Source organism: Polaromonas sp. P1_E11, assembly GCF_056405995.1.
Map to the genome: position 1 here is coordinate 412,300 of NZ_JBFUBA010000001.1, position 21,344 is coordinate 433,643.

The following is a 21,344-nucleotide window of genomic DNA, read 5'->3' on the forward strand; positions in this document are numbered from 1 at the left end:
TGAGCCTTGCGGCAAGCGGGACTTCAAATACTGGGGTGGCTGATGGGGCTCGAACCCACGACAACAGGAATCACAATCCTGGACTCTACCAACTGAGCTACAGCCACCGGAGCCCTGCATTATAGCGGCAAAGCCGCTGCAATTTACTGGGTGACGACTTCTTCTGCGCCAGCCTTCGCAACAGGTGGCTTTGCCACCAGGATTTTTGTCTTGAAGCGCTCCTTCAGGCCGTTGTAATACGCCAGATTCTCTGCAGCGGTCCACCACTGTGTGTACTGGCCGCGTTCCTGCTTCGCCGCCGCCTCAAGCGGCGCCTCGCGCGGCACCACCTTGTTGACCTTGATCACGGTGTAACCCTGTGCCCCAAGGTCAACCCCGGCAAATGCCGGCAAGGCAGCCGCATCGGCGCGCAGTGCCGCATCGATCACAGGGTTGGGAAGCTTCTGGGTTTGCTCGCGCGACACGACCACAGGCGCGGCCAAAGCGGTTGCGGACGCCGGAGCGGCCTTCCACGCAGCCAGCTTGGCCTCGCCTTCCTTGCGCGCTTCTTCGGCGCCGCGCTGGGCAACCCAGCGCTGGCGCACGACATCTTTTACTTCGGCAAAGGGCTGGGTGCGCGCCGGGGTGTACTGGGCAATCCGGCCCGAAACCAGCTGGCTGGGCGCTGTTTCTATGGCCTCGGTATTGCGCTTCTTTTCGATCGCGTCGGGCGAAAAAAGCGCGCCCAGGAATTTCGGATTGGACAGCACACCGGACGCACCGACTTTGGGTTGCCGAAGCACACCGCTGGCCGTTTTGATTTCCAGCTTCAGCCGGTCCGCCACGGGCTTGAGGCTGTCGGGCTGCTCATAGACGCCATTGGTGAAGACATCGACAACTTCAGCAAATTTCTTCTGGGCCTCCTGCTTGCGGAGGTCGGCTTCCAGCTGCGGTTTCATTTCTTCGTAAGCAGGCCGCTTGGGCGCTTTGACATCCGTCAGCTTGATGATGTGGTAGCCGAACTCCGACTCCACGACATTGCTGATGTCGCCTTTCTTCATCGCAAAGGCTGCGTCCTCAAACGGCTTGACCATCGAGCCGCGCGCGAAGAAATCGAGATCGCCGCCAGCAGGTGCCGAACCCGTGTCCTGCGAATTTTTACGCGCCACGTCGGCAAAAGTATCGGGCGCCTTCCTGACCTGTGCCAGCAATTCCTCCGCCCTGGCTTTCGCCTTCTCGCGATCAGCTGCGGAGGCGGTTTTAGGCGTTGCAATCAGGATGTGGCTTGCCCTGCGCTCCTCGGTGCCACCCAGGCGCTGGACATTTTGCTCGTAGTACGTTTTAAGATCGGCCTCGTTGACGGTGACCGTCTTTTTGACAGTCTCGACGTCGAGCACTACATACTCAATGCTGGCCTGTTCGGGCGCCTGAAAGAGCTTCTCGTTGGCTTTGTAGAACTGCTCAAGGTCGGCATCGGTCGGCGCCAGTTTGGCTGCCATATCGGCAGCATCAAAACGGGCCAGCTGGATTTCGCGCTTCTCGAAATAGGCATTGAGCGACAGATCGGCCGCGGCATTCGTGGCGAAGCCGCTTGCACCAATACCGCCCAGCACCTGCCGGCTCGGCAGCCCGGCCCTGACATTTGCCTCAAAGATTTCCGGCGTCATGCCCTGCGACGCCAGCAACTGGCGATACCGCTCCATATCGAGCTTGCCGTCCGGGCCTTTGAGGGCGGCGATTTCAGGGATTTTCTGCAGCTCGCGCGCCAGATAGTCGTCGGTGACATGGGCAGCAGCAGCGACCACGCGGTCGCGTACCAGCCGCTCCAGCGTGGCATAGCGCGCCTGCGGCGTGTCCAGCAGCTTGACATCAATCGATGGCATGGAAGCGCGTATGCGCTGAACTTCGTTCTGGTGGGCCTGGTCCCATTCGGGCTGCGTGATGTCTTTTCCGTCGACAACGGCAACGACCCCGCTGTTGTTCCCGGAGGGACCATTGCTGTTCATGCCCACCAATATAAAGGACGGAACAATCAGCAAAAACAGCAACGCCATGGTGACTTTGGTGTGCTTGCGAATGAAATCAAACATCTCGAACTTCCTGTGCTGCAACAGCTTTACGAACAAACCGGGAGCCAACAACAAAAAAGGCGAACCATGTTCGCCTTTTTTCGTGGGTGGTGGGTGCTGACGGGCTCGAACCGCCGACCTACGCCGTGTAAGGGCGCTGCTCTACCAACTGAGCTAAGCACCCCACGTTGAGTTTCCGTTTCAGTTCAAAGCATCCTTGAGAGCTTTGCCTGGACGGAACTTTGGAACCTTGGCAGCCTTGATTTTAATCGCATCGCCGGTACGCGGATTGCGGCCGGTGCGCGCAGCACGTTTTCCCACGGCAAAAGTGCCGAAACCCACCAGAGACACGGAGCCTCCTTTTTTCAGGGTTGTTTTCACAGCGCCAATGGTTGACTCCAGCGCGCGCGTAGCGGCAGCTTTGGAAATATCAGCATGCTTGGCAATGTGCTCGATCAGTTCAGTCTTGTTCACAAGGAGCCCCTCGTTGATAAAAAGTTAATCTGGTTGTCTCTAAAAAATATCTCCCGGGACACGGTGTTGAGTGTGTCAGCGGGAGCGGCATGTGCAGTTTTCTGCTGATTCCAATTAGAGCCATGGACTCCTAACCTGTCAATACAGCAGCAAGTTTTTACAACGTGCGGAGGCGGATTCTAGACGGTTTTTCAGCGCTTTCACGGCTTAATCGTAAGCATGATGTGTAATTTTCATGCTTGACAAAAAGCGTCCTTATAACCCGCTGAGGGCGGCTGCCACGGCCTTGCCGAGGTCGGCCGTGCCAGCTTTTCCGCCCAGGTCCGGCGTGCGCGGCGCACCGCTTCCAGGAAGCAGCACCGCTTCAATCGCGGCAAGGATACCGTCGTGCGCCTCCTTGTGCCCCAGGAATTCCAGCATCATGGCGCCGCACCAGATCTGCCCAATGGGGTTGGCAATGTTGCGCCCGGCAATGTCCGGGGCCGAACCGTGCACCGGTTCGAACAGGGAGGGAAACTTGCGTTCGGGGTTGAGGTTGGCACTGGGCGCTATGCCGATGGTGCCCGTGCAGGCCGGCCCCAGGTCACTCAGGATATCTCCGAACAGGTTGCTGGCCACCACCACATCGAAGAAGTCCGGGCGCTGCACGAAATGCGCGGTCAGGATGTCGATATGGAATTGATCCAGGCGGACACCCGGATAGTTTTTCGCCATCTCGGCCACGCGCTCATCCCAGTAAGGCATGGAGATGGAAATGCCGTTGGACTTGGTCGCACTGGTCAGGTGCTTCTTGGGACGGGACTGGGCAAGTTCAAAGGCGAACTTCAGGACGCGGTCCACGCCGATGCGGGTGAACACCGACTCCTGCAGGACAAACTCGCGCTCCGTACCCGGGAAAGCCCGCCCGCCAATACTGGAATATTCGCCCTCGGTGTTTTCACGGACGATGTAAAAATCTATTTCACCGGGCTGGCGCGCGCTCCCGTCGCGCCGCACGACCGGCGCGATGATGCCGGGCATCAGCCGAGCCGGCCGCAGGTTGATGTACTGGTCGAATTCACGCCTGAACAGCAGCAGCGAACCCCACAGTGAAACATGGTCCGGGATTTTCGCAGGCCATCCCACGGCGCCGAAGTAGATCGCGTCATGGCCGCCAATCTGGTCCTTCCAGTTGTCCGGCATCATCTTGCCGTGCTTTTCAAAGTAGTCCCAGCTTGAAAAATCGAAGTGGTCGAACTGCAGGTCGATGCCGTATTTGACGGCCGCAGCCTCCATCACACGCACGCCTTCGGGCATGACCTCCTTGCCGATGCCGTCGCCTGCGATGACGGCGATGCGTTTTTTTCCGGTGTTCCCGCTCATGATGTTCCTTTTTGGATGTGGTTGGCGTTAATTTGACCCGCTGAGAGCCGCTGGTTCAGGTTTGAAAAAATCCAGTGCTTCTGCCAGCAGCAACCCCGGCGCTTCTTCCGCAATGTAGTGGCCACAAGGCAGGCTTCGGCCCGAGACATCTGTAGCCCTGTCTTGCCAGAGACTCAGCACATCAAAGCATTGACCTACCGCGCCATGGTCACCCCACAGCACCCGCAGCGGCTGCGCCAGACGCAGGCCGGCAGTGACGTCCGCGCGGTCGTGCTCCAGGTCGATGGTGGAAGAGGCGCGGTAGTCTTCGCAGATACTTTGAGCGGTGCCGGGGATTTGCGCGCAGCGTTCGTACTCGGCCAGTGCGGCTGGCGCAAAAGCCGCAAGGCCCGCATGGCGCTTGCCCATCACGCTGCGTACATACCGCACCGGATCGGACTCGATCAACGCTTCGGGCAGCGGCGGGGGCTGGATCAGGAAAAACCAGTGCCAGTAAGCGCGCGCAAAGGCCTCCGTCGTGTTGTCATACATGGCCAGCGTGGGCGCGATGTCAAGCAGCATCAACCGCTGAACCGCGCCGGGATGATCCGCCGCAAGGCGATGGGCTACACGCGCGCCGCGGTCGTGCGCCAGCACCTGGAACCGTTCGAACCCATGGTGACGCATGACGGCGACGGCATCCAGCGCCATCGCGCGTTTGGAATAGGCCTCGTGCGCCAAGTCACCGGCAACCCGTGCGGAGTCACCGTAACCGCGCAGGTCCATCATCACGACGGTGAATTTTTTCGCAAGCGCTCCGGCGACCAGGTGCCACATCGCGTGGGTTTGCGGGTGCCCATGGAGCAACAGAAGTGGCGCCCCTGCGCCGCCCCGCAGGGTGTGCAAGCTGCCAGCCGGGCCGTCGACATCGCACGAAACGAAATTCTCAAACATCAATCAGTTGCCTTTGGTTCACCTTCGCGCAATCAATTCCCCGGTGCTCCGGCGTTGAATGCCTTGAACGATTTTTAGATCCTTGCCTGATTTTGTAGAACAGCGGCATCCAATACAAGCAATAATCAGGCAATTAATTATTTCCAAAAAGGAATTAATCAATGGAACGCAGCGACCTTGAACTGGTGCTTGCCGTTCGCGAGCACGGGAGCCTGGCGGCCGCAGCGCAAAGCCTGGATGTGGCGCCGCCGGTCGTCACCAAGCGGCTTGCCGCACTGGAGGCCAGGCTGGGCCAGCGGCTATTCCAGCGCACGACCCGGCGCGTCAGCCCCACCGCCGAAGGCGAAACAGTCTGCGAACGGGCCATCATCCTCCTGCAGGGCTTCCAGGCGCTTGAGGCAGAGTTACAGGAACGAAAAGCGGAGCCCACCGGTCTGATCCGGCTCGCTGCAACTTTTGGGTTCGGCCGCCTGTGGCTGGGCCCTGCGCTGGCGGAATTCCAGGAGCGTTATCCGCGTGTCGAGATACAGCTGGAACTCACCGAGCATTTGCCCGACCTCGCGCTGGAGGGTTACGACGGCGCCATCTGGCTCTGGTCGATACAGGGTCGGCAGGCGGCCCAGTGGGTGTCTCGCCGTCTTGCACGCAACCAGCGCATCATGGTGGCCTCGCCCCGCTACATCAAACAACACGGTTCACCCGCCAGCCTGGAGGCCTTGCAGGACCACTCCTGCCTGATCGTGCGCGAAAACGGCAATGCCCCGGGACAGCGTTTTGACGTCTGGCCGCTGCACAGGGAACGCGAGAAAACAGCGGTGCGCGTTCGCGTGCACGGCCCGCTGGCCAGCAATTCAGGGGAATTGGTACGCGACTGGTGCATGGAAGGCCGCGGCATCATGCTGCGCAGCCTTTGGGATATTGCGCCGCACATCGCATCGGGCCGGCTCGTGCGCGTTTTACCGGCCTATTCAATGCCAGATGCCGACATTCACTGGCTGGCCCCATACCGCCCCGACCAGCCACGCCGTATTCGCCTGCTGATTGACCACCTGGTCGCACAGTTCCAGGAGGCGCCCTGGAAAACTACACTGCCGCCGGCTTCGCGGCCCGCACCACGAGGCTCACGCCCAACGCAGTGAGCGCGGTGCCGGCAATCGTGCTGAGCGTAATGGGTTCGTCAAACAACAGCCATGCCATCAGGGCGGTCGTTGGCGGAACCAGATACAGCAGACTGGTCACGGCTGTAGCTGCGCCACGCTGGATCAAAAGGTAAAGCAGGGAGCTTCCTCCCAGCGTGAGCACCAGCACCGACCACGCCATGGCGCCCAGAACCTGGTGGTTCCAGGTAATCGCTTCAGTTTCAAACAGCGCAAGCGGCAGGGTCACCACGAAAGCAGCGGCCAGCTGAATGGCATTGGCACTGCGCACATCGGCAGGTTTGACAAAACGCTTCTGGTAAAGCGTTCCCGCAGTGATGCTGAACAACGCAAAGACCGTGCAGGCCAGCGTCAGCGCCGTCACTTCATGGCCCGTGCCAAATTTACGCGAAACCACCAGCAACAGCCCGCCCAGCCCCAGCGCCAGACCGGCCCACTGGCGTGAAGTGACCTTGGCCTCGCCGCCGTTTGCTTCGGGCGAGGCAACCCAGGAAACCCACAGCGCAGTCAACACCGGCTGAAGTCCGACTATGAGTGCGGTCAACCCGGAACCCATGCCCGACTTCACGGCAATCCAGACACCACCCAGATAACCGGCATGCATCAGCACGCCGGTCATGGCCAGATGCAGCCATTGCGCCCGGCCTTGCGGCCACGCGGCGCGGGCCAGAACGATCCAGACAAGAAAGCAAACAATCGACAGGAAATAACGGATCGCCAGGAAAGTCAGCGGCGGCGCATACGGCAAGCCATATTTGGCGACGATAAAGCCGGTGCTCCAGATCAGCACAAACACGGCGGGCATGGCCCGGATCAGCGCACCGGAAGAGGATGAAGAAGAGGAAGAACTCAAGGACAGAAGCCTTAGAACGGCAACACCAAGGGCAGGATTACTTGGCGCGCGCGCGGATTTCCGGGATGGCTTTTTTCAGGTAATAAATCATGGACCAGACCGTCAGGATGGCGGAGATCCAGATCAGCCAGGTGCCCCACACATGCGTGTTGATCACGCCGAACAGCACGCCGTCGAACAGCAGGAAAGGGATGGCAATCATCTGCACCGTGGTCTTGACCTTGCCGAGCATGTGCACGGCCACACTTTTGGTCGCGCCAATCAGGGCCATCCACTCGCGCAGCGCAGAGATGGCGATCTCGCGGCCGATGATGATGAGCGCGACAAACACGTCGGCACGCTGCAGGTGCACCAGCACCAGCAAAGAGGCGCAGACCAGAAACTTGTCGGCCACCGGATCGAGGAAAGCGCCGAAGGAAGAAGTCTGGTTGAGCTTGCGCGCCAGGAAGCCGTCCAGCCAGTCGGTGGCGGCAAACACGACGAACATCACGGTGGCAATCAGGTTGCGCTCCGTGGGCGCCAGGTTCAGGTAGAACACCCCCACGATCAGCGGAATCGCAACGATGCGGGTCCAGGTCATCAGCGTAGGGATGGTCAGAAACATGACCCGATTTTGGCATGAGCCGTGCAGTGGTGCCGGATAGCGGTGCAAAGCACGCCAAAACAGTGCGTTCCGTTGCACAAATACATCTGCGCAAATTTCAAGGAACTGCTGTCGAAAAAAGGGCACGCAACCGATGCCGCCTCAATGCAGGGCGCGGTAGATTTCCTCGGCCAGGTCCTTCGAAATGCCATCCACCGTGGCAATGTCTTCCGCGCTGGCCGAGGCGATGCCGCGAATGCCGCCGAAGCGCTGCAACAAGCTGGCGCGCCGCTTGGGGCCAATGCCGGCAATGTCCTCAAGCTTGCTGCCGCCCACACGCACCTTGGCGCGCTTGGCCCGCATGCCCGTGATGGCGAAACGGTGGGCTTCGTCGCGGATCTGTGCGATCAGCATCAGCGCGGCCGAATCCCGCCCCAAATAAACCTTGTCACGGCCGTCCGCAAACACGAGCTCTTCCAGCCCGACCTTGCGGCCCTCCCCTTTTTCAACGCCGGCAATCAGCCCCAGGTCCAGGCCCAGTTCCCCGAACACCTCGCGCGCCATCGACACCTGCCCCTTGCCGCCGTCGACCAGTACCAGGTCGGGCAGCTTGGCCTCCCCATTGCGTGCGGCTTCGGCCAGCCGGGTATAGCGGCGCATCAGTACCTGCCGCATGGCGGCGTAGTCGTCGCCCGGCGTGATGCCTTCGATGTTGTAGCGGCGGTATTCGCTGTTGACCATCTTGTGCTCCTGGAACACGACGCAGGAGGCCTGTGTCGACTCACCGGCGGTGTGTGAGATGTCAAAGCATTCGATGCGCAGCGTGTCAAGGTTGTCGAGCGGCAAATCAAGCGCCTCGGCCAGCGCGCGCGTGCGCGCCTGCTGGGAGCCTTGCTCCGCCAGCAGCCGGGCCAGCTGCAGGCCGGCGTTCTTCTGTGCCATTTCCAGCCAGATGCGGCGTTGCTCGCGCGGCTGGTGGATGGCCGTGACCTTGGTACCGGTCTGCGCGGTCAACGCCTCCATCAGCTCTTTGTCCACCGGCTCGCTGCACACCAGAGTGGGTGGAACGGGTACGTCAATGTAATGCTGCGCGATAAAGGCTTCCAGCACCAGGGCCTCCAGGGACTTGCCCACAGGTAGGGGCGCAGGCACCGGCACGGCACTTTCACCGGCCGCCCCGGCTTGCGCTGCCAGCCTGGCATCCGCATCGATCTCGGCATCCAGCGCGGAGGCATCGGTCGCGTTTTCCACATGGCTCGGAAAGTACGCTCTGTCACCCAGATGCCGGCCGCCACGCACCATCGCCAGGTTGACGCAGGCCTTGCCGCCCTGCACTTTCACAGCCAGGATGTCGACGTCCTTGTCGCCGCCGATTTCCATGGACTGCTGGTGCAGCACCTTGGACAGCGCCGACATCTGGTTGCGCAATTCCGCAGCCTGCTCAAACTCCAGCTTGTCGGCATGCACCAGCATTTTTCTCTCGAGCTCGGTCAGGATGTCCTGGGCCTGGCCTTGCAAAAAGCGCTCGGCATTGGCAGTGTCCAGTGCGTACTGCTCGGGTGACACATGGCCCACACAGGGTGCGGAGCAGCGCTTGATCTGGTACAGCAGGCAGGGCCGGGTGCGGTTGTTGAACACCGTGTCTTCGCAGGTGCGAAGCCGGAACACCTTTTGCAATAGCAAGATGGTGTCTTTCACCGCCCAGGCGCTGGGGTATGGGCCGAAGTAGCGGTGCTTTTTCTCGACTGCGCCGCGGTAGTAGGCAATGCGCGGGAACACCGCAGCCGTGGGCGCAGCACCTTCTTCGGCCGGGCGCGCACCTGTCAGCTTGAGGTAGGGGTAGCTCTTGTCGTCCCGGAACAGGATGTTGAATTTCGGGTTCAGCGTCTTGATCAGGTTGTTTTCGAGCAGCAGCGCTTCGGCTTCCGATCGCACCACCGTGGTTTCCATGCGGGCGATCCTGGTCACCATATGGCCGATGCGCGTGCCGCCGTGGTTCTTCTGGAAGTAGTTGGAGACCCGCTTCTTCAGGTTGCGCGCCTTGCCGACATAGAGCACGCCGCCCTCCGCATCGAAGTAGCGGTACACGCCGGGCAAGGCGGGCAGCGCGGCAACTTCGCTGAGCAGTTGGGGGTCAAATTCGTGGGCTTTGGTCATGGGCTGAGATGGTGCAACTGGCCGTATTGTGGACAATCCTTTCATGAATCGCAGCCTGCAGTGGGACATTTTTTGCAAAGTCATCGACAACTTCGGGGACATTGGTGTGTGCTGGCGCCTGGCCGCCGACCTGGCCTCGCGCGGGCATACAGTGCGGCTCTGGGTGGATGACGCATCCGCGCTGGCATGGATGGCCTCCGGGGGCCGTGATGGCGTGCAGGTATTTCCGTGGCCATCCGGTGAACAGCCCCTGGACCTGGACGCCGCCGACCTCGCCGGGCAACCCTGCGATGTGCTGGTTGAGGCCTTCGGCTGTGAAGTTGCTCCTGATTTCATAGCTGCTTGCGCCCGACAGCATTGGGCTGGAGGCCAAAAACCCGTATGGATCAATCTCGAATACCTGTCTGCCGAGGACTACGTGGAGCGCTCCCACGCCATGCCGTCGCCGGTACAAAGCGGCCCGGCCGCCGGCTGGACCAAGTGGTTTTTCTACCCGGGCTTCACGGCTGATACCGGCGGGCTGCTGCGCGAGCCAGGCCTGCAGGACAGGCAGGCAGGCTTTGACCGCGCCGGCTGGCTGAAAACCCACGGAATCCATTGGGGCGGCGAAACCCTGGTGTCCCTGTTTTGCTATGAGCCCCCCGAGCTCGAAGGCCTGCTGGCGCAGTTTTCAGGACACGGCCTGCAAGGCAAGCCGGTGCATCTGCTGGTAGCTGCGGGGCGTGCCACAAATGCTGTTCGCGCCCTGCTTGATGATAAAAATCGGCCACAGCCCAATAAGGGCGGGCGCCAGCAGCTATCAATTTCATACCTGCCCTTGCTGGCACAGACCGAATTCGATCACCTGCTCTGGGCCTCGGACCTGAATTTCGTGCGCGGGGAGGACTCGGTGGTGCGGGCACTTTGGGCCGGCAAGCCTTTCGTCTGGCACATCTATCCGCAGCATGACGGCGCCCACCTGGCCAAGCTGCAGGCCTTCCTGGACATGCTCCAGGCGCCCCCCTCACTGCAGGCTTTTCACGCCGCCTGGAACAGCAAAACAGCGTCGCCACCCACCGCCGGCGGCCTGGCGCCCTTGCCCATTGACCTGCCGGCCTGGCAAGCAACAGCCCAGGCGGCCCGCTCCCGCCTCATGGCCCAGGACGACCTGGGCACCCGGCTGCTCGGTTTCGTGGCAAAAAAACGTTAAAATCATAGGCTTTGCAGAACAGCCTGAAGGTCGACCAGACTTTGGCGTCCTGCACAACCCGCCGCGGAACCTGCACACCGGTGCAAGCGTTTAGCGGCCTACCTCAGTAAAACTGCTATGAAAATCGCTCAAGAAATCCGCGCCGGCAACGTCATCATGAACGGCAAAGACCCGATGGTGGTGCTCAAGACCGAATACAGCCGCGGCGGGCGCAATTCCGCCACCGTGCGCATGAAGCTCAAAAGCCTGGTCGCCAACTTCAACACCGAAGTCGTGTTCAAGGCCGACGACAAGATCGACCAGATCGTGCTGGACAAGAAGGATTGCACCTACTCCTACTTCGCAGACCCGCTGTACGTCTGCATGGACTCCGAATACAACCAGTACGAAGTCGAAGCGGAAAACATGGGCGATTCGCTCAATTACCTGCAGGACGGCATGGAACTGGAAGTCGTGTTCTACGACGGCAAGGCCATCTCGGTTGAACTGCCCACCAGCGTGCAGCGCGAAATCACCTGGACCGAACCCGCCGTCAAGGGCGACACCTCCGGCAAGGTTCTGAAGCCTGCCAAGATCGCCACCGGTTTTGAAATCGGCGTGCCCATCTTTGTGGCGCAAGGTGACGTGGTCGAAATCGACACCCGCACCGGCGAATACCGCAAGCGCGTGTAAACCCGCTTCTGTTCTTATGTCTTCCAGAAATGGCTCCTCACGGAGCCTTTTTTGTTTGTGCGGGCCCCGGTTCCGGAAAAGCAACCACCCCCGCCTGATCGTTCACAATAAGCTCATGGACCAAAAACAAGATTTATCCGTCGGCCGCCTGGCCAACGCCTGGGCTGAGCTGCAGGCCCACGCACGGGAAGGCACACCGCTGGAAGCCGACGCTTCGCGGCTGGCATTTGCCGACCCGGAGTTTTTGCTGCGGCGTGAAACACGCGGGATCCGCTTCCAGCTGGAACTGCTTAAACCCGACCTGGAACAGCAGGCCCATGGCATTGAAAACACAGTGGTCGTTTTCGGCAGCGCCAGGTTTCGCAGCGAGGAAGATTCAGTCACCATGGTGGCCGAAGCCGAGGCAGGTGGTGACGCCGAAACCATAGACCGCGCGCGAAAACTGGCACGCAATGCCCACTATTACGAAAAAGCCCGCGCCTTCGGCAAGCTGGTGGCGCAATACAGCGAGACAAAGCCGCCCGAGACCAAGCTCTTCATCTGCACCGGCGGTGGCCCGGGCATCATGCAGGCGGCCAACCGGGGAGCGCACGAGGCCGGGGGCTTAAGTGTGGGCCTGGCGATCGCCCTGCCCATGGAGGAAGCCGCCAACCCCTACGTGCCACCCGAGCTGTCATTCAAATTCCACTACTTCGCGCTGCGCAAGATGCACTTCATGATGCGCGCCAAGGCGCTTGTGGTGTTTCCGGGTGGTTTCGGCACGCTCGACGAACTGTTTGAAGTCGTCACGCTGGTGCAGACCCGCAAGGCCAAGCCGGTGCCCATCATCCTTTTTGGCAGCAGCTACTGGAAGCGCCTGCTCAACACCGACATGCTGGTGGAAGAAGGCGTGATATCGCCCAACGACCTCAAACTCTTTCAGTATGTGGACGACGCGCAGGTCGCCTGGGACCTGATCAAGGACTTTTACCGTCTGTAGGCCCGGTTTCGGGCTGGTGGCCGCCATGGGCAGACATGCTGTCCTTGAGCAGCCACGCCGCGCGTGAACCCGCGCCGACCATGGCCCCGGTGACCCAGAAGACCCCGCCAATTCCCATCAGCGCGCCGGCGGAGCCAAACAACATGGGCATCACCACGCTGGATGCATTGATCGCCATCAGGCGCAGCCCCAGCGCTTCACCGTGGCGGGCTTCCGGTGTGATCTGGTGCAGCATGCTCATCACCATGGGTTGCACCATGCCCAGCGCAAGGCCCAGCAGGATGGAGCACAGGCCCATGCCGATCGCCGAATGCATCAACGGGTAGATGCCGAACAGTGCGGCTGTCGCCAGCATGGAGACTGCCAGCACCTTCCACTCGCGCAGATGGGCCGCCACCAGCGGCATCACCATGCGGATCAACGCTGCGGCCACCGCAAACGATCCCAGGATGGTGCCTATGACCGAGGCACTGATGCCGCGCTCAAAACCCAGCACCGGCACCACAAAAGTATGGACGTCCCAGCAGGATGACAGAAACCAGTTCACCAGCATGAGGCGGCGAAAATTGGCCTGGCGCAGCAAATCCCAGGCCTTGGGCTGCACCCCGCCGCTGGCGGCGATCACCGGCGGGAGTTCCCGTGTCTTGCGCACCAGGAACCAGCAGGCCAGCGGCAGAATCGCCATCAGCAAAAAAGCCGCACGGTAGCCGGAAGTACTTCCAGGCACAGCACCCACATGGTCGATCAGCAGGCCGGCAGAAAACGGCCCGATGAAATTGGACACCGCCGGACCAATGGCCAGCCAGCTGAATACCTGACGCAACTCCAGTGCTCCGACCGCCGCACGGCCCACGTGACGCTGCAGGGAAATAACGGCCGCGCCGGTGGCGCCGCCCGTGAGCAGCGCCGCCAGACACAGCACCGGAAACACCGGAAAGGCCACCGCAGCCCCGGCTCCCAGCACCGCAGCAAACACGCTGTACCGGATCGGGCGCCTGAGGCCATGCCGGTCGGCGAAACGGCCGGCCGGCAGCGCCAGGAAGACTTGCGTCAGGGCAAACAACGCAAGCAGCACTCCCACCGCCGCAGGGCTGTAGCCCTCACGCAGCGCCAGCAGGGGCGCCGCCATGCGCGTGCCGGCCATGCAGGCGTGCAGGCAGATCTGCGCCACGATAAGGCGTGCAAGTTCAGGTGTCATGACGCACAGCTCATGCGGTGCGCATCAAATGTTGTCCAGGTCTTTGTCAAGCGGGTCCAATGGAAGCAGGCGGGCAGAATCGATTTCCGGCAGCGCTTCGACATTGCGCAGGGCCTTGCCCATGACACGGCTGCGCTGCTCGGCGCTGCTCAGCGTGTTGAGTACGGTTTCGGTCTGCGACTTGACCTTGGCCAGCACGTCGCCGAACTTGCCGAACTCGGTCTTCACCGCCCCCAGCACCTGCCAGACTTCGCTGGAGCGTTTTTCCAGCGCCAGCGTACGAAAGCCCATCTGCAGTGAATTGAGCATGGCCAGCAGAGTCGTCGGGCCGGCCAGCGTGACACGGTGGTCGCGCTGCAGGAATTCCATCAGGCCGGGCCGGCGCAGCACTTCGGCATAGAGGCCCTCGGTCGGCAAAAAAAGAATCGCAAAATCGGTTGTGTAAGGCGGGTCTATGTATTTCTCGGAGATCGACTTGGCCTCATTGCGAATCCGCACTTCAAGCGCCTTGCCGGCGATCTCCGCGCCCAGCACGTCGGCGCGCTGCTGCGCATCCAGCAGGCGCTCATAGTCCTCATTGGGAAATTTCGCGTCAATCGGCAGCCACAAAGGCTCGCCCGAATCAGACCGGCCAGGCAGCTTGATGGCGAAATCGACAGGGTTCTTGCCGCCGCGGCGGGTAATGACCTGGGCCGCATACTGGTCGACGGTGAACACCTGTTCCAGCAAGGCCGACAGTTGTGCTTCACCGAAAATGCCGCGTGTTTTCACGTTGGTGAGCAAATGCTTGAGGTCGCCCACGCCTTGCGCCAGCGTCTGCATCTCACCCAGGCCTTTGTGCACCTGTTCGAGCCGATCGGCTACCTGCTTGAAGCTTTCGCCCAGGCGCGTCTCCAGTGTCGTCTGCAGTTTTTCGTCGACCGTCTTGCGCATCTCATCGAGCTTGGCCGAATTGGTTTGCTGCAGTTGCGCCAGCTGTTTTTCCAGGGTCTCGCGCACCTCACCCATGCGCCTGGCGTTCGACTCGCTGACGGACTGAAGCTGAGTGGTCAGGGTATCCGACAGCGTTTTTTGCAGCAGGGTGAGTTGCTGAGAAAACGCGTCGATCTGCGTGTTCTGCGTGCGGATCGCTTCGGCGCTTTGCTGCACCAGCGTTTGCTGGAAGGTGGCGAAAGTAGTCGCCAGTTCCTGCCTGCTGCTGCGCGAGTTGTCGCCGATTTCGCGCCGCAGTTCGCGCTCAAGCTTGTCGTGGCCTGCCGCGATGTTCGCCAGCAGCTCGATGCGTCCCTTATCCGCCGGTTCGGCGGGCTTGCGCAGCAACAGCCAGACCAGCAACAGCAGGTTAGCCACCAACAAGGCAATCATCAGCCAGGATTCCATCATGTGTTCATTGTCCGCTTGCTGCCTTCTTCCTGCTTATTTGCCGGCCAGTACCGCAGGGTTGAGCGGGGTCAGCGGCTTCTTGCCGCCGAAATATGCGATCAGGTTGTCGGCAGCCAGGCTGGCCATCGCCAGACGTGTGGGAATGGTGGCGCTGGCGATATGCGGCGTCAACACCACATTGGGTACGGTCAATAAGTCGGGATGCACCTTGGGCTCGCCCTCGAACACATCGAGCCCGGCCGCTGCGATGCGCTTGCCCTTCAAGGCCGCAGCGAGTGCGGCATCGTCGACGATACCGCCGCGCGCGATGTTGATAAGGTTGGCGGTTGGCTTCATCAATGCCAGTTCTGCCGCACCAATGGTGTGGTGGGATGAAGGCGAATATGGCAGCACCAGCACCAGGTGATCTGCCGTCTTGAGCAGTTCTTCCTTGCCGACGTAGCTGGCTTTGCATTCTGCTTCCAGCGTTGCATCCAGGCGCGAGCGGTTGTGGTAAATCACTTTCATGCCAAATCCATGGGCGCCGCGTTTGGCAATGCCCTGCCCTATGCGCCCCATGCCCAGGATGCCCAGCGTGGCGCCATGGATGTCGGAGCCCGCAAACATGTCGTAGCTCCATTTGGTCCATTTGCCGGCGCGCAGGTAATGCTCGCTTTCGGTCACGCGGCGGGCCGTGGCCATCAGCAGGGCAAAACCGAAATCAGCGGTGGTTTCGGTCAGGACATCCGGGGCATTGGTGGCCAGCACGCCGGCAGCGGTCATCGCGTCGATGTCGAAGTTGTTGTAGCCCACCGCCATGTTGGCGCAAATTTTGAGACCCGGGCAGGCGGCCAGCACCTCCGCATCGATTTTGTCGCCGCCGGTGGTGAAGGCGCCGTCCTTTCCCTTGAGACGCTCGGTGAGCTGGGCCTTGGACCAGGTCTCGTCGGCCTGGTTGGATTCAACCTCGAAATACTGTTCCAGGCGGGCGATGACTTCGGGGAATACGGCGCGTGCGACGAGAATTTTGGGTTTGGTCATGGTGTTTTCACAAGTGATGCGGGAGCAGGTACTTCCGTCCCGGTGGGGGAATGCATTGCGGACGTCGCCGGTGCGGTCGCTGCAATCTTTCGGGCACGGGGAGCGTCAGGATGCCAGCCAAGCACGGCCAGCAAGACGAAAAATCCGGCCACATAGCCCAGCGCCACATGCCAGCCGCCCTTGATCCAGGCGCCAACCGACTTGGCCTCGGGGTACATATTCGACAGGGCCACACCAGCGGAGGAGCCAAACCACAGCATGCTGCCGCCAAAGCCGACGGCGTATGCCAGAAAGCCCCAGTCGTAGCCGCCCTGGTGCAGGGCCAGGGCCGTGAGCGGAATGTTGTCAAACACCGCGCTCACAAAACCCAGGCCGAAAGCAGTTTGCCAGCTGGCGGCCGGCAAATGCTGCACCGGCATCATGGAAGCGCAAAGCACCAGCGACAGCAGAAACACACTGCCGCGTGCGGCGTCAGGCAACAAGCGCCAGTCAGGCCGGCGCCAGGGCGTGGTCACTGCGATGGCCACCCATACCGCGATGCCGATCACCGGCAGTTGCTCCAGCACCGCCGGATCGCGCAGGTTGAAATACACGTTGGCAGCTACTGCCGACAGCAGAATGATGGCGACGATGCCCAGCCGGGCCCAATGCAGATGCGCGCCGGAAGCGGCGTCCTTCATGATGGGCTGCAGCGCGTGCTGCTGGCGCGCAGCGATCACGCCGAAGATGGCCAGCGCCACCAATGCACCGACATAGGACTCGAAGACCTGGCCCGGCGAAACCCCGGCAATCCACATCATGGTCGTGGTGGTGTCTCCCACCACACTGCCCGAGCCGCCCGCGTTGCTGGCGGCCACGATGGCAGCGAGGAAGCCGATATGAACACGCTTGCGGTACAGCGCAGATGCCATGGTGCCGCCTATCATGGCCGCCGCGATATTGTCGAGAAAACTGGAGATCACGAAGACCAGTACCAGCATCACAAAGCCGCCTTTCCAGTCGTCGGGCAGATAGCGCGGCAGCAGTGCGGGGATACCGCTCTTTTCAAAATGATCGGACAGCAGCGCAAAACCCAGTAACAGGCCCAGCAAGTTGCCGAGCGTCACCCACTCGTGGGCGAGCAATTGCAGCAGGCCGCCCATACCAGGCACGCCTGAAAAATCACCCAGCGCGAGCTTGTAAAGCGTGATGACCGCCAGGCCTGCCAACGCCACCTTGAGCGTGTGATGGTGGAACACTGCAACGCCGAGCAGCGTCAGGCCAAACAATACGAAATCAAGGGAAACGCCTGCAATGGTCACGCGCGGGTTTTCAAGATAAGCCAGGTAGGCTGTCGATTATGCAGGCGAGGCGATTTCAAACACCTGCCGCAAATAGGCCAGGTATTTTTCGTCGTCGCACATGTTCTTGGAAGGTGTGTCAGACAGCTTGGCCACGGGTTGGCCGTTGCACCGGATCATCTTGATGACGATCTGCAGCGGCTCGTAGCCCAGGTCATTGGTGAGGTTGGTTCCGATGCCGAAGGCCAGCTGGCAGCGCCCCCTGAACTGCTGGAACAGCTCGATGGTGCGCGGCACCGTCAGGCCGTCGCTGAAAATCAGCGTCTTGGTCTGCGGGTCGACCCGGTTCTTGGTGTAGTGCGCAAGCATGCGCTCGCCCCACTGGAACGGGTCGCCGCTGTCGTGGCGGGCGCCGTCAAACAGCTTGCAGAAGTACATGTCGAAATCGCGCAGGAAGGCACTCATGCCGTAAACGTCCGACAACGCGATCCCGAGGTCGCCCCGGTATTCCTTGGCCCATGACTCGAAGCCAAAGACCTGGCTGTCACGCAGACGCGGCCCCAGCGCCTGGCAGGCCTGCAGGTATTCATGCGCCATGGTGCCCAGCGGCGTCAGGCCGAGCTTCATGGCAAACAGAACATTGCTGGTGCCGGCGAACTGGCCGCCCACCCCGGTTCCCAGCCGCGTCACCAAGGTGCGCAGCACTTCTTCGTGCCACGCTTTGCCAAACCGGCGGCGTGTACCGTAATCGGCGATCTTCAGCGTTCGCAGCCCTTGCGTCTGCAGCTCCCCAATTTTTGTCTCCAGGCGCTTGCGCCCCTCGGCGAGGTCCGCCTTCTTTTGCGTGTTGCGAAAGTAGACCTCATTGATGATGGCCAGCACCGGAATCTCAAAGAGGATGGTGTGCAGCCAGGGGCCCTTGATGGACACGTCAATCTCGCCCGAAGGCAAGGCCGTGACGCTGACGTATTTCTCATTGAGCCGGAAGATGCCGAGGAAGTCGACAAAATCGCTCTTGATGAAGCGCATGGCCTTGAGGTAAGCCAGCTCGGCATCCTGGAAACGCAGACTGCACAGGCCACGGATTTCTTCCCGTATCTCGGTCACATAGGGCGCCAGATCACCAATACCCGGTGCACCGGCGTTGCGGCACTTGAAGCGGTATTCCACCTCGGCGCCCGGAAACTGGTGCAAGACCACCTGCATCATGGTGAACTTGTACAAGTCGGTATCGAGCAAACTGGTGATGATCATGGGGATCGCTTGAGGGCCGCGGCGCCAGGGCGCCTTGGCGGTTAATCAGGTGAGCAGGCCCGGCGCCAATGCCGCACCGGGGCCTTCTTCAACTCGCGCCAGCTCAGGTACCGAGAAAATCTACTTCAAACAGCAAGGTGGCATTCGGTGGAATCACGCCGCCTGCCCCACGCGCGCCATAGCCCAGCTCTGCCGGAATGACGAGGCGGCGCGTACCACCCACCGACATGCCTTGCACGCCTTCATCCCAGCCGCGGATCACTTGCCCCGCGCCAAGGGAAAACTCGAACGGCTGGCCGCGGTCCTTGCTGGAGTCGAACTTGGCGCCCTGGACGCCGTTGTTATAGAGCCAGCCCGTGTAGTGAACCTTGACATGCTGCCCCGCCTTGGCGATGGCACCGGTGCCCAGCACGGTGTCTTCGTATTGCAGGCCGGAAGGTGTGGTGGTGAGATTCATGGTGAGGTCCTTCTAAAACAGGTGAAAACAAAAAAAGCAGAGCCCAAACAGGCGAAAAGAAATCGCGTCTTTTCGCGAATCCCTGACTTTACCCGCAACACCTAAACCAGCCGGCGCGTGCGGGGATGCAACTGCGCTGCGCCTAGTCAAGCCATGTGGTGAATTCCGAAGCCGGCACCCGCGGCGTGCGGAAGGTGTTGACGAGCGCCGTTTCATCGGCATAACCCAGCGCCATGCCGCACACCAGCATTTCGCCCTCACCCGCGCCGATGTGCGGCAGGATGATCCGGGAAAAACCGTTCCAGGCCGCTTGCGGGCATGTGTGCAAGCCCAGGCCGCGTGCGGCCACCATGAGGTTTTGCATAAACATGCCGTAGTCCGCCAGTGAACCCCGGCCCATCACGCGATCCAGCGTGAACATCAGGCCCACAGGCGCGTCGAACAGCTGGAAGTTGCGGTGATGCTGCGCATGCATCTTGTCCTTGTCGCCCTTGGTGATGCCCAGCAGCCCATAGAGGCCCCAGCCGTTTTCGCGGCGGCGGTCGATATAGGGTGACACCCATTTTTCGGGGTAGTAGTCGTATTCTTCTTTGTATTCAGTGGCCAGCGCGGGGTTGGCGTATATCGCATCATGGGCCTGACAGACTTTTTCCACCAGCATGTCCCGGCTGGCGCCCTGCAGCACATAGACCTTCCAGGGCTGGGTGTTGGTGCCAGAAGGCGCGCGGCTGGCCACTTCCAGCAGGTGGGCGATGGTCTCGCGCGGCACCGGTTTGGGCAAAAACTGGCGTATCGACTGCCGGCTGACGATGGCTTCGTCCACTGCATTGCGCGCATCGCCTGCGCGGCGCGGGGTGATATAGGGAAGCACGGGCGGTGCCTGGGTCATCGGAGGGTCTCCAGTACAGAAAGCAGTTCGGGGGGCAGAGGCGCAGGCCGGCGCGTGACGCGGTCGACATACACATGGATGAAATGGCCCCGGGCAGCGCACAGCGCACCCTTATCGCCGGGGAACAGGGCCACTTCGTAGCGCACGCTGGACGAGCCGACGTGTGCCACGCGGATGCCCGCGACCACCGGCTCCGGAAAGGCCAGCGGCGCGAAGTAGTTGCATTGGGTTTCGATCACCAGGCCGATCACGCTGCCGGTGTGGATGTCGATGGCGCCGCGCTCAATCAGGAGGCCGTTGACGGCGGTATCGAACCAGCTGTAATAGACGACGTTGTTGACGTGGCCGTAAACATCGTTGTCGGACCAGCGGGTGCCGATGTCGCGAAAGGCTTTATAGGCGCTACGGGCTTCAACCTGCGGGCGTGTCGGGGAGGTCATGAGAACCTATTTTGCCAGCGTGCACCTGGCCAGGCTCAAGGCGGGCTTCTGGATGGACGGCCGGGCTAACGGCGGGCCTGATCGGAAGTGGCTCGCGCCCCAGCAGTTCCGGCAAGCGATTGGGTGAAGGCACGTTGTCCCGCTGCAGCAAAATCCAGTGCCCGTAAGAGAAAGGCGAAAAGTGCAGGACGTCGCACACATGCGCACCCAGGCGTGCCGCCCAGTTGGGCGTTGGAATCTGCAGCGCAGGGGTGGCCGTGTAGTCGGCGCGAAGCTCACGCAAATACTCCGCGTAGCCGTATCGGCGGGTGCCGCCGAGTTCAACCTCGCGGTGACCCGCCAGGGAAGAAAGAGCCGCAAGCGCGGCAAACGCTTTCCCAAGATCGGTGGCAGCCATCGCCGCAATACCGCCGCGCGCACCGCGCGGAATAAATTGCACCGGCGAGCGCGACAAGCCGCGCAGCCAGCGGGCACCAAAGCCGCCCTCGCCGTCGAGCAGGGACGGCCGCACGATGGCGTAGTCACTGCCTGATGCGGCGATGGCGTGCTCACCCAGCAGCTTGCTCGACAAAAACCGGCTTTTGGCGCCTGCGTGCAAGCCCAGGGCCGAGGTATGAATCAGCCGAATGCCGGCGCCGGCGCAAGCGACGGCCAGCGCCGCCGGCGCGCGGTGATGCACATGGTCATACGACTCATGCGGCCGCTGGCGAAGGATGCCCACGCAATTGACGACCACGTCCACATCCTTCAGCAGGGTTGTCCACGCATCGGGCTGCAACAGCTGCTCAAAGCGTGCAGGGCGCAAGACAGCAAAAGGATAGGCCTCTTCGTGGCGCGAAGGATGGCGGCTGCCGATCGAAACCTGCGCGCCCGACGCGTGCAGCGCCGCCACGGCATGTCGGCCAATAAAGCCGGCGCCGCCTAACACCAGCACGCGAAGGGCACCAGGGGCAATGTTTTTCGGGAAGTCCTCGAGGGCAGGCGACATGTTCGATGGCAATTGACGTGTTCTGTTT

General features: G+C 61.4%; 20 protein-coding genes and 2 tRNA genes. 4 read left to right on the top strand and 18 right to left on the bottom strand.

The annotated features are described in order from the left end of the window. Positions 1 to 31 precede the first annotated feature (31 nt). The 6 genes from AC1D11_RS02055 to AC1D11_RS02080 form a co-directional block, all read right to left on the bottom strand. Positions 32 to 107 (bottom strand) — tRNA-His (locus AC1D11_RS02055). A gap of 36 nt (positions 108 to 143) precedes the next feature. Then, positions 144 to 2,069, bottom strand: a complete 1,926-nt coding sequence (locus tag AC1D11_RS02060) for a SurA N-terminal domain-containing protein (RefSeq protein WP_477650880.1) — start codon at positions 2,067 to 2,069, stop codon at positions 144 to 146. An 87-nt stretch (positions 2,070 to 2,156) separates the two neighbouring features. Beyond that, positions 2,157 to 2,232, bottom strand: a tRNA-Val gene (locus AC1D11_RS02065). A 17-nt stretch (positions 2,233 to 2,249) separates the two neighbouring features. Further along, positions 2,250 to 2,522 carry an HU family DNA-binding protein gene (locus AC1D11_RS02070; protein ID WP_007874140.1) on the bottom strand — a complete coding sequence of 91 codons (273 nt, stop codon included), beginning with the start codon at positions 2,520 to 2,522 and terminating at the stop codon, positions 2,250 to 2,252. Positions 2,523 to 2,777: 255 nt separating this feature from the next. Further along, positions 2,778 to 3,884 (bottom strand): tartrate dehydrogenase, encoded by a 1,107-nt coding sequence (locus AC1D11_RS02075; protein ID WP_477649410.1) that lies wholly within the window; start codon positions 3,882 to 3,884, stop codon positions 2,778 to 2,780. Positions 3,885 to 3,911: 27 nt separating this feature from the next. Beyond that, entirely contained in the window at positions 3,912 to 4,817 is a 906-nt protein-coding gene (locus AC1D11_RS02080; protein ID WP_477650879.1) for an alpha/beta fold hydrolase, read from the bottom strand. A gap of 161 nt (positions 4,818 to 4,978) precedes the next feature. Between AC1D11_RS02080 and AC1D11_RS02085 the strand changes: the two genes are divergently transcribed. After that, the gene (locus AC1D11_RS02085; RefSeq protein WP_477649412.1) at positions 4,979 to 5,956 is read left to right on the top strand and encodes a LysR family transcriptional regulator; all 978 of its coding nucleotides are present in this window, start codon (positions 4,979 to 4,981) and stop codon (positions 5,954 to 5,956) included. On the opposite strand, the gene AC1D11_RS02090 is transcribed toward AC1D11_RS02085, so the two are convergent. From AC1D11_RS02090 to uvrC, 3 genes are all read right to left on the bottom strand, one after another. Next, positions 5,901 to 6,779 carry a DMT family transporter gene (locus tag AC1D11_RS02090; RefSeq protein WP_477649437.1) on the bottom strand — a complete coding sequence of 293 codons (879 nt, stop codon included), beginning with the start codon at positions 6,777 to 6,779 and terminating at the stop codon, positions 5,901 to 5,903. The genes AC1D11_RS02085 and AC1D11_RS02090 overlap by 56 nt on opposite strands. Positions 6,780 to 6,864: 85 nt before the next feature. Next, positions 6,865 to 7,431, bottom strand: coding sequence for a CDP-diacylglycerol--glycerol-3-phosphate 3-phosphatidyltransferase (gene pgsA / locus AC1D11_RS02095; protein WP_457278826.1), 567 nt, complete (start codon positions 7,429 to 7,431; stop codon positions 6,865 to 6,867). Positions 7,432 to 7,572: 141 nt separating this feature from the next. Next, entirely contained in the window at positions 7,573 to 9,567 is a 1,995-nt protein-coding gene (gene uvrC, locus AC1D11_RS02100) for an excinuclease ABC subunit UvrC (RefSeq protein WP_477649413.1), read from the bottom strand. 43 nt (positions 9,568 to 9,610) lie between these two features. Here uvrC and earP point away from each other — a divergent pair, with 43 nt between their 5' ends. From earP to AC1D11_RS02115, 3 genes are all read left to right on the top strand, one after another. Continuing rightward, on the top strand, positions 9,611 to 10,756 hold the full coding sequence (gene earP / locus AC1D11_RS02105) for an elongation factor P maturation arginine rhamnosyltransferase EarP (protein WP_477649414.1): 1,146 nt from the start codon (positions 9,611 to 9,613) through the stop codon (positions 10,754 to 10,756). A gap of 117 nt (positions 10,757 to 10,873) precedes the next feature. Further along, positions 10,874 to 11,428 (top strand): elongation factor P, encoded by a 555-nt coding sequence (gene efp / locus AC1D11_RS02110; RefSeq protein WP_411883615.1) that lies wholly within the window; start codon positions 10,874 to 10,876, stop codon positions 11,426 to 11,428. Between the two features lie 115 nt (positions 11,429 to 11,543). Further along, entirely contained in the window at positions 11,544 to 12,407 is an 864-nt protein-coding gene (locus AC1D11_RS02115) for an LOG family protein (RefSeq protein WP_477649415.1), read from the top strand. On the opposite strand, the gene AC1D11_RS02120 is transcribed toward AC1D11_RS02115, so the two are convergent. From AC1D11_RS02120 to AC1D11_RS02160, 9 genes are all read right to left on the bottom strand, one after another. Then, entirely contained in the window at positions 12,385 to 13,605 is a 1,221-nt protein-coding gene (locus tag AC1D11_RS02120; RefSeq protein ID WP_477649416.1) for an MFS transporter, read from the bottom strand. The two genes, AC1D11_RS02115 and AC1D11_RS02120, sit on opposite strands and share 23 nt — an antisense overlap. 24 nt (positions 13,606 to 13,629) lie before the next feature. After that, a complete protein-coding gene (locus AC1D11_RS02125) occupies positions 13,630 to 14,985 on the bottom strand; it encodes a DNA recombination protein RmuC (protein WP_477649438.1) in 1,356 nt (451 codons plus the stop codon). A 36-nt stretch (positions 14,986 to 15,021) separates the two neighbouring features. Next, positions 15,022 to 16,008 carry a 2-hydroxyacid dehydrogenase gene (locus tag AC1D11_RS02130; protein WP_477649417.1) on the bottom strand — a complete coding sequence of 329 codons (987 nt, stop codon included), beginning with the start codon at positions 16,006 to 16,008 and terminating at the stop codon, positions 15,022 to 15,024. Then, positions 16,005 to 17,309 carry a citrate transporter gene (locus AC1D11_RS02135; RefSeq protein WP_477649418.1) on the bottom strand — a complete coding sequence of 435 codons (1,305 nt, stop codon included), beginning with the start codon at positions 17,307 to 17,309 and terminating at the stop codon, positions 16,005 to 16,007. The genes AC1D11_RS02130 and AC1D11_RS02135 overlap by 4 nt, the downstream gene beginning before the upstream one ends. Before the next feature lie 36 nt (positions 17,310 to 17,345). Further along, complete coding sequence (gene pncB, locus AC1D11_RS02140; RefSeq protein WP_477649419.1) at positions 17,346 to 18,542, bottom strand: nicotinate phosphoribosyltransferase; 1,197 nt, start codon at positions 18,540 to 18,542, stop codon at positions 17,346 to 17,348. Positions 18,543 to 18,645: 103 nt separating this feature from the next. Beyond that, positions 18,646 to 18,999 (bottom strand): FKBP-type peptidyl-prolyl cis-trans isomerase, encoded by a 354-nt coding sequence (locus AC1D11_RS02145; RefSeq protein WP_457278836.1) that lies wholly within the window; start codon positions 18,997 to 18,999, stop codon positions 18,646 to 18,648. Between the two features lie 142 nt (positions 19,000 to 19,141). Continuing rightward, entirely contained in the window at positions 19,142 to 19,888 is a 747-nt protein-coding gene (locus tag AC1D11_RS02150) for a nitroreductase (RefSeq protein WP_477649420.1), read from the bottom strand. Further along, positions 19,885 to 20,328: an acyl-CoA thioesterase gene (locus tag AC1D11_RS02155; protein ID WP_477649421.1), complete on the bottom strand. Its 444-nt coding sequence runs from the start codon at positions 20,326 to 20,328 to the stop codon at positions 19,885 to 19,887. Before AC1D11_RS02155 ends, AC1D11_RS02150 begins: the two co-directional genes overlap by 4 nt. Next, positions 20,300 to 21,316, bottom strand: coding sequence for an NAD(P)H-binding protein (locus AC1D11_RS02160; protein ID WP_477649422.1), 1,017 nt, complete (start codon positions 21,314 to 21,316; stop codon positions 20,300 to 20,302). The genes AC1D11_RS02155 and AC1D11_RS02160 overlap by 29 nt, the downstream gene beginning before the upstream one ends. Positions 21,317 to 21,344 lie beyond the last annotated feature (28 nt).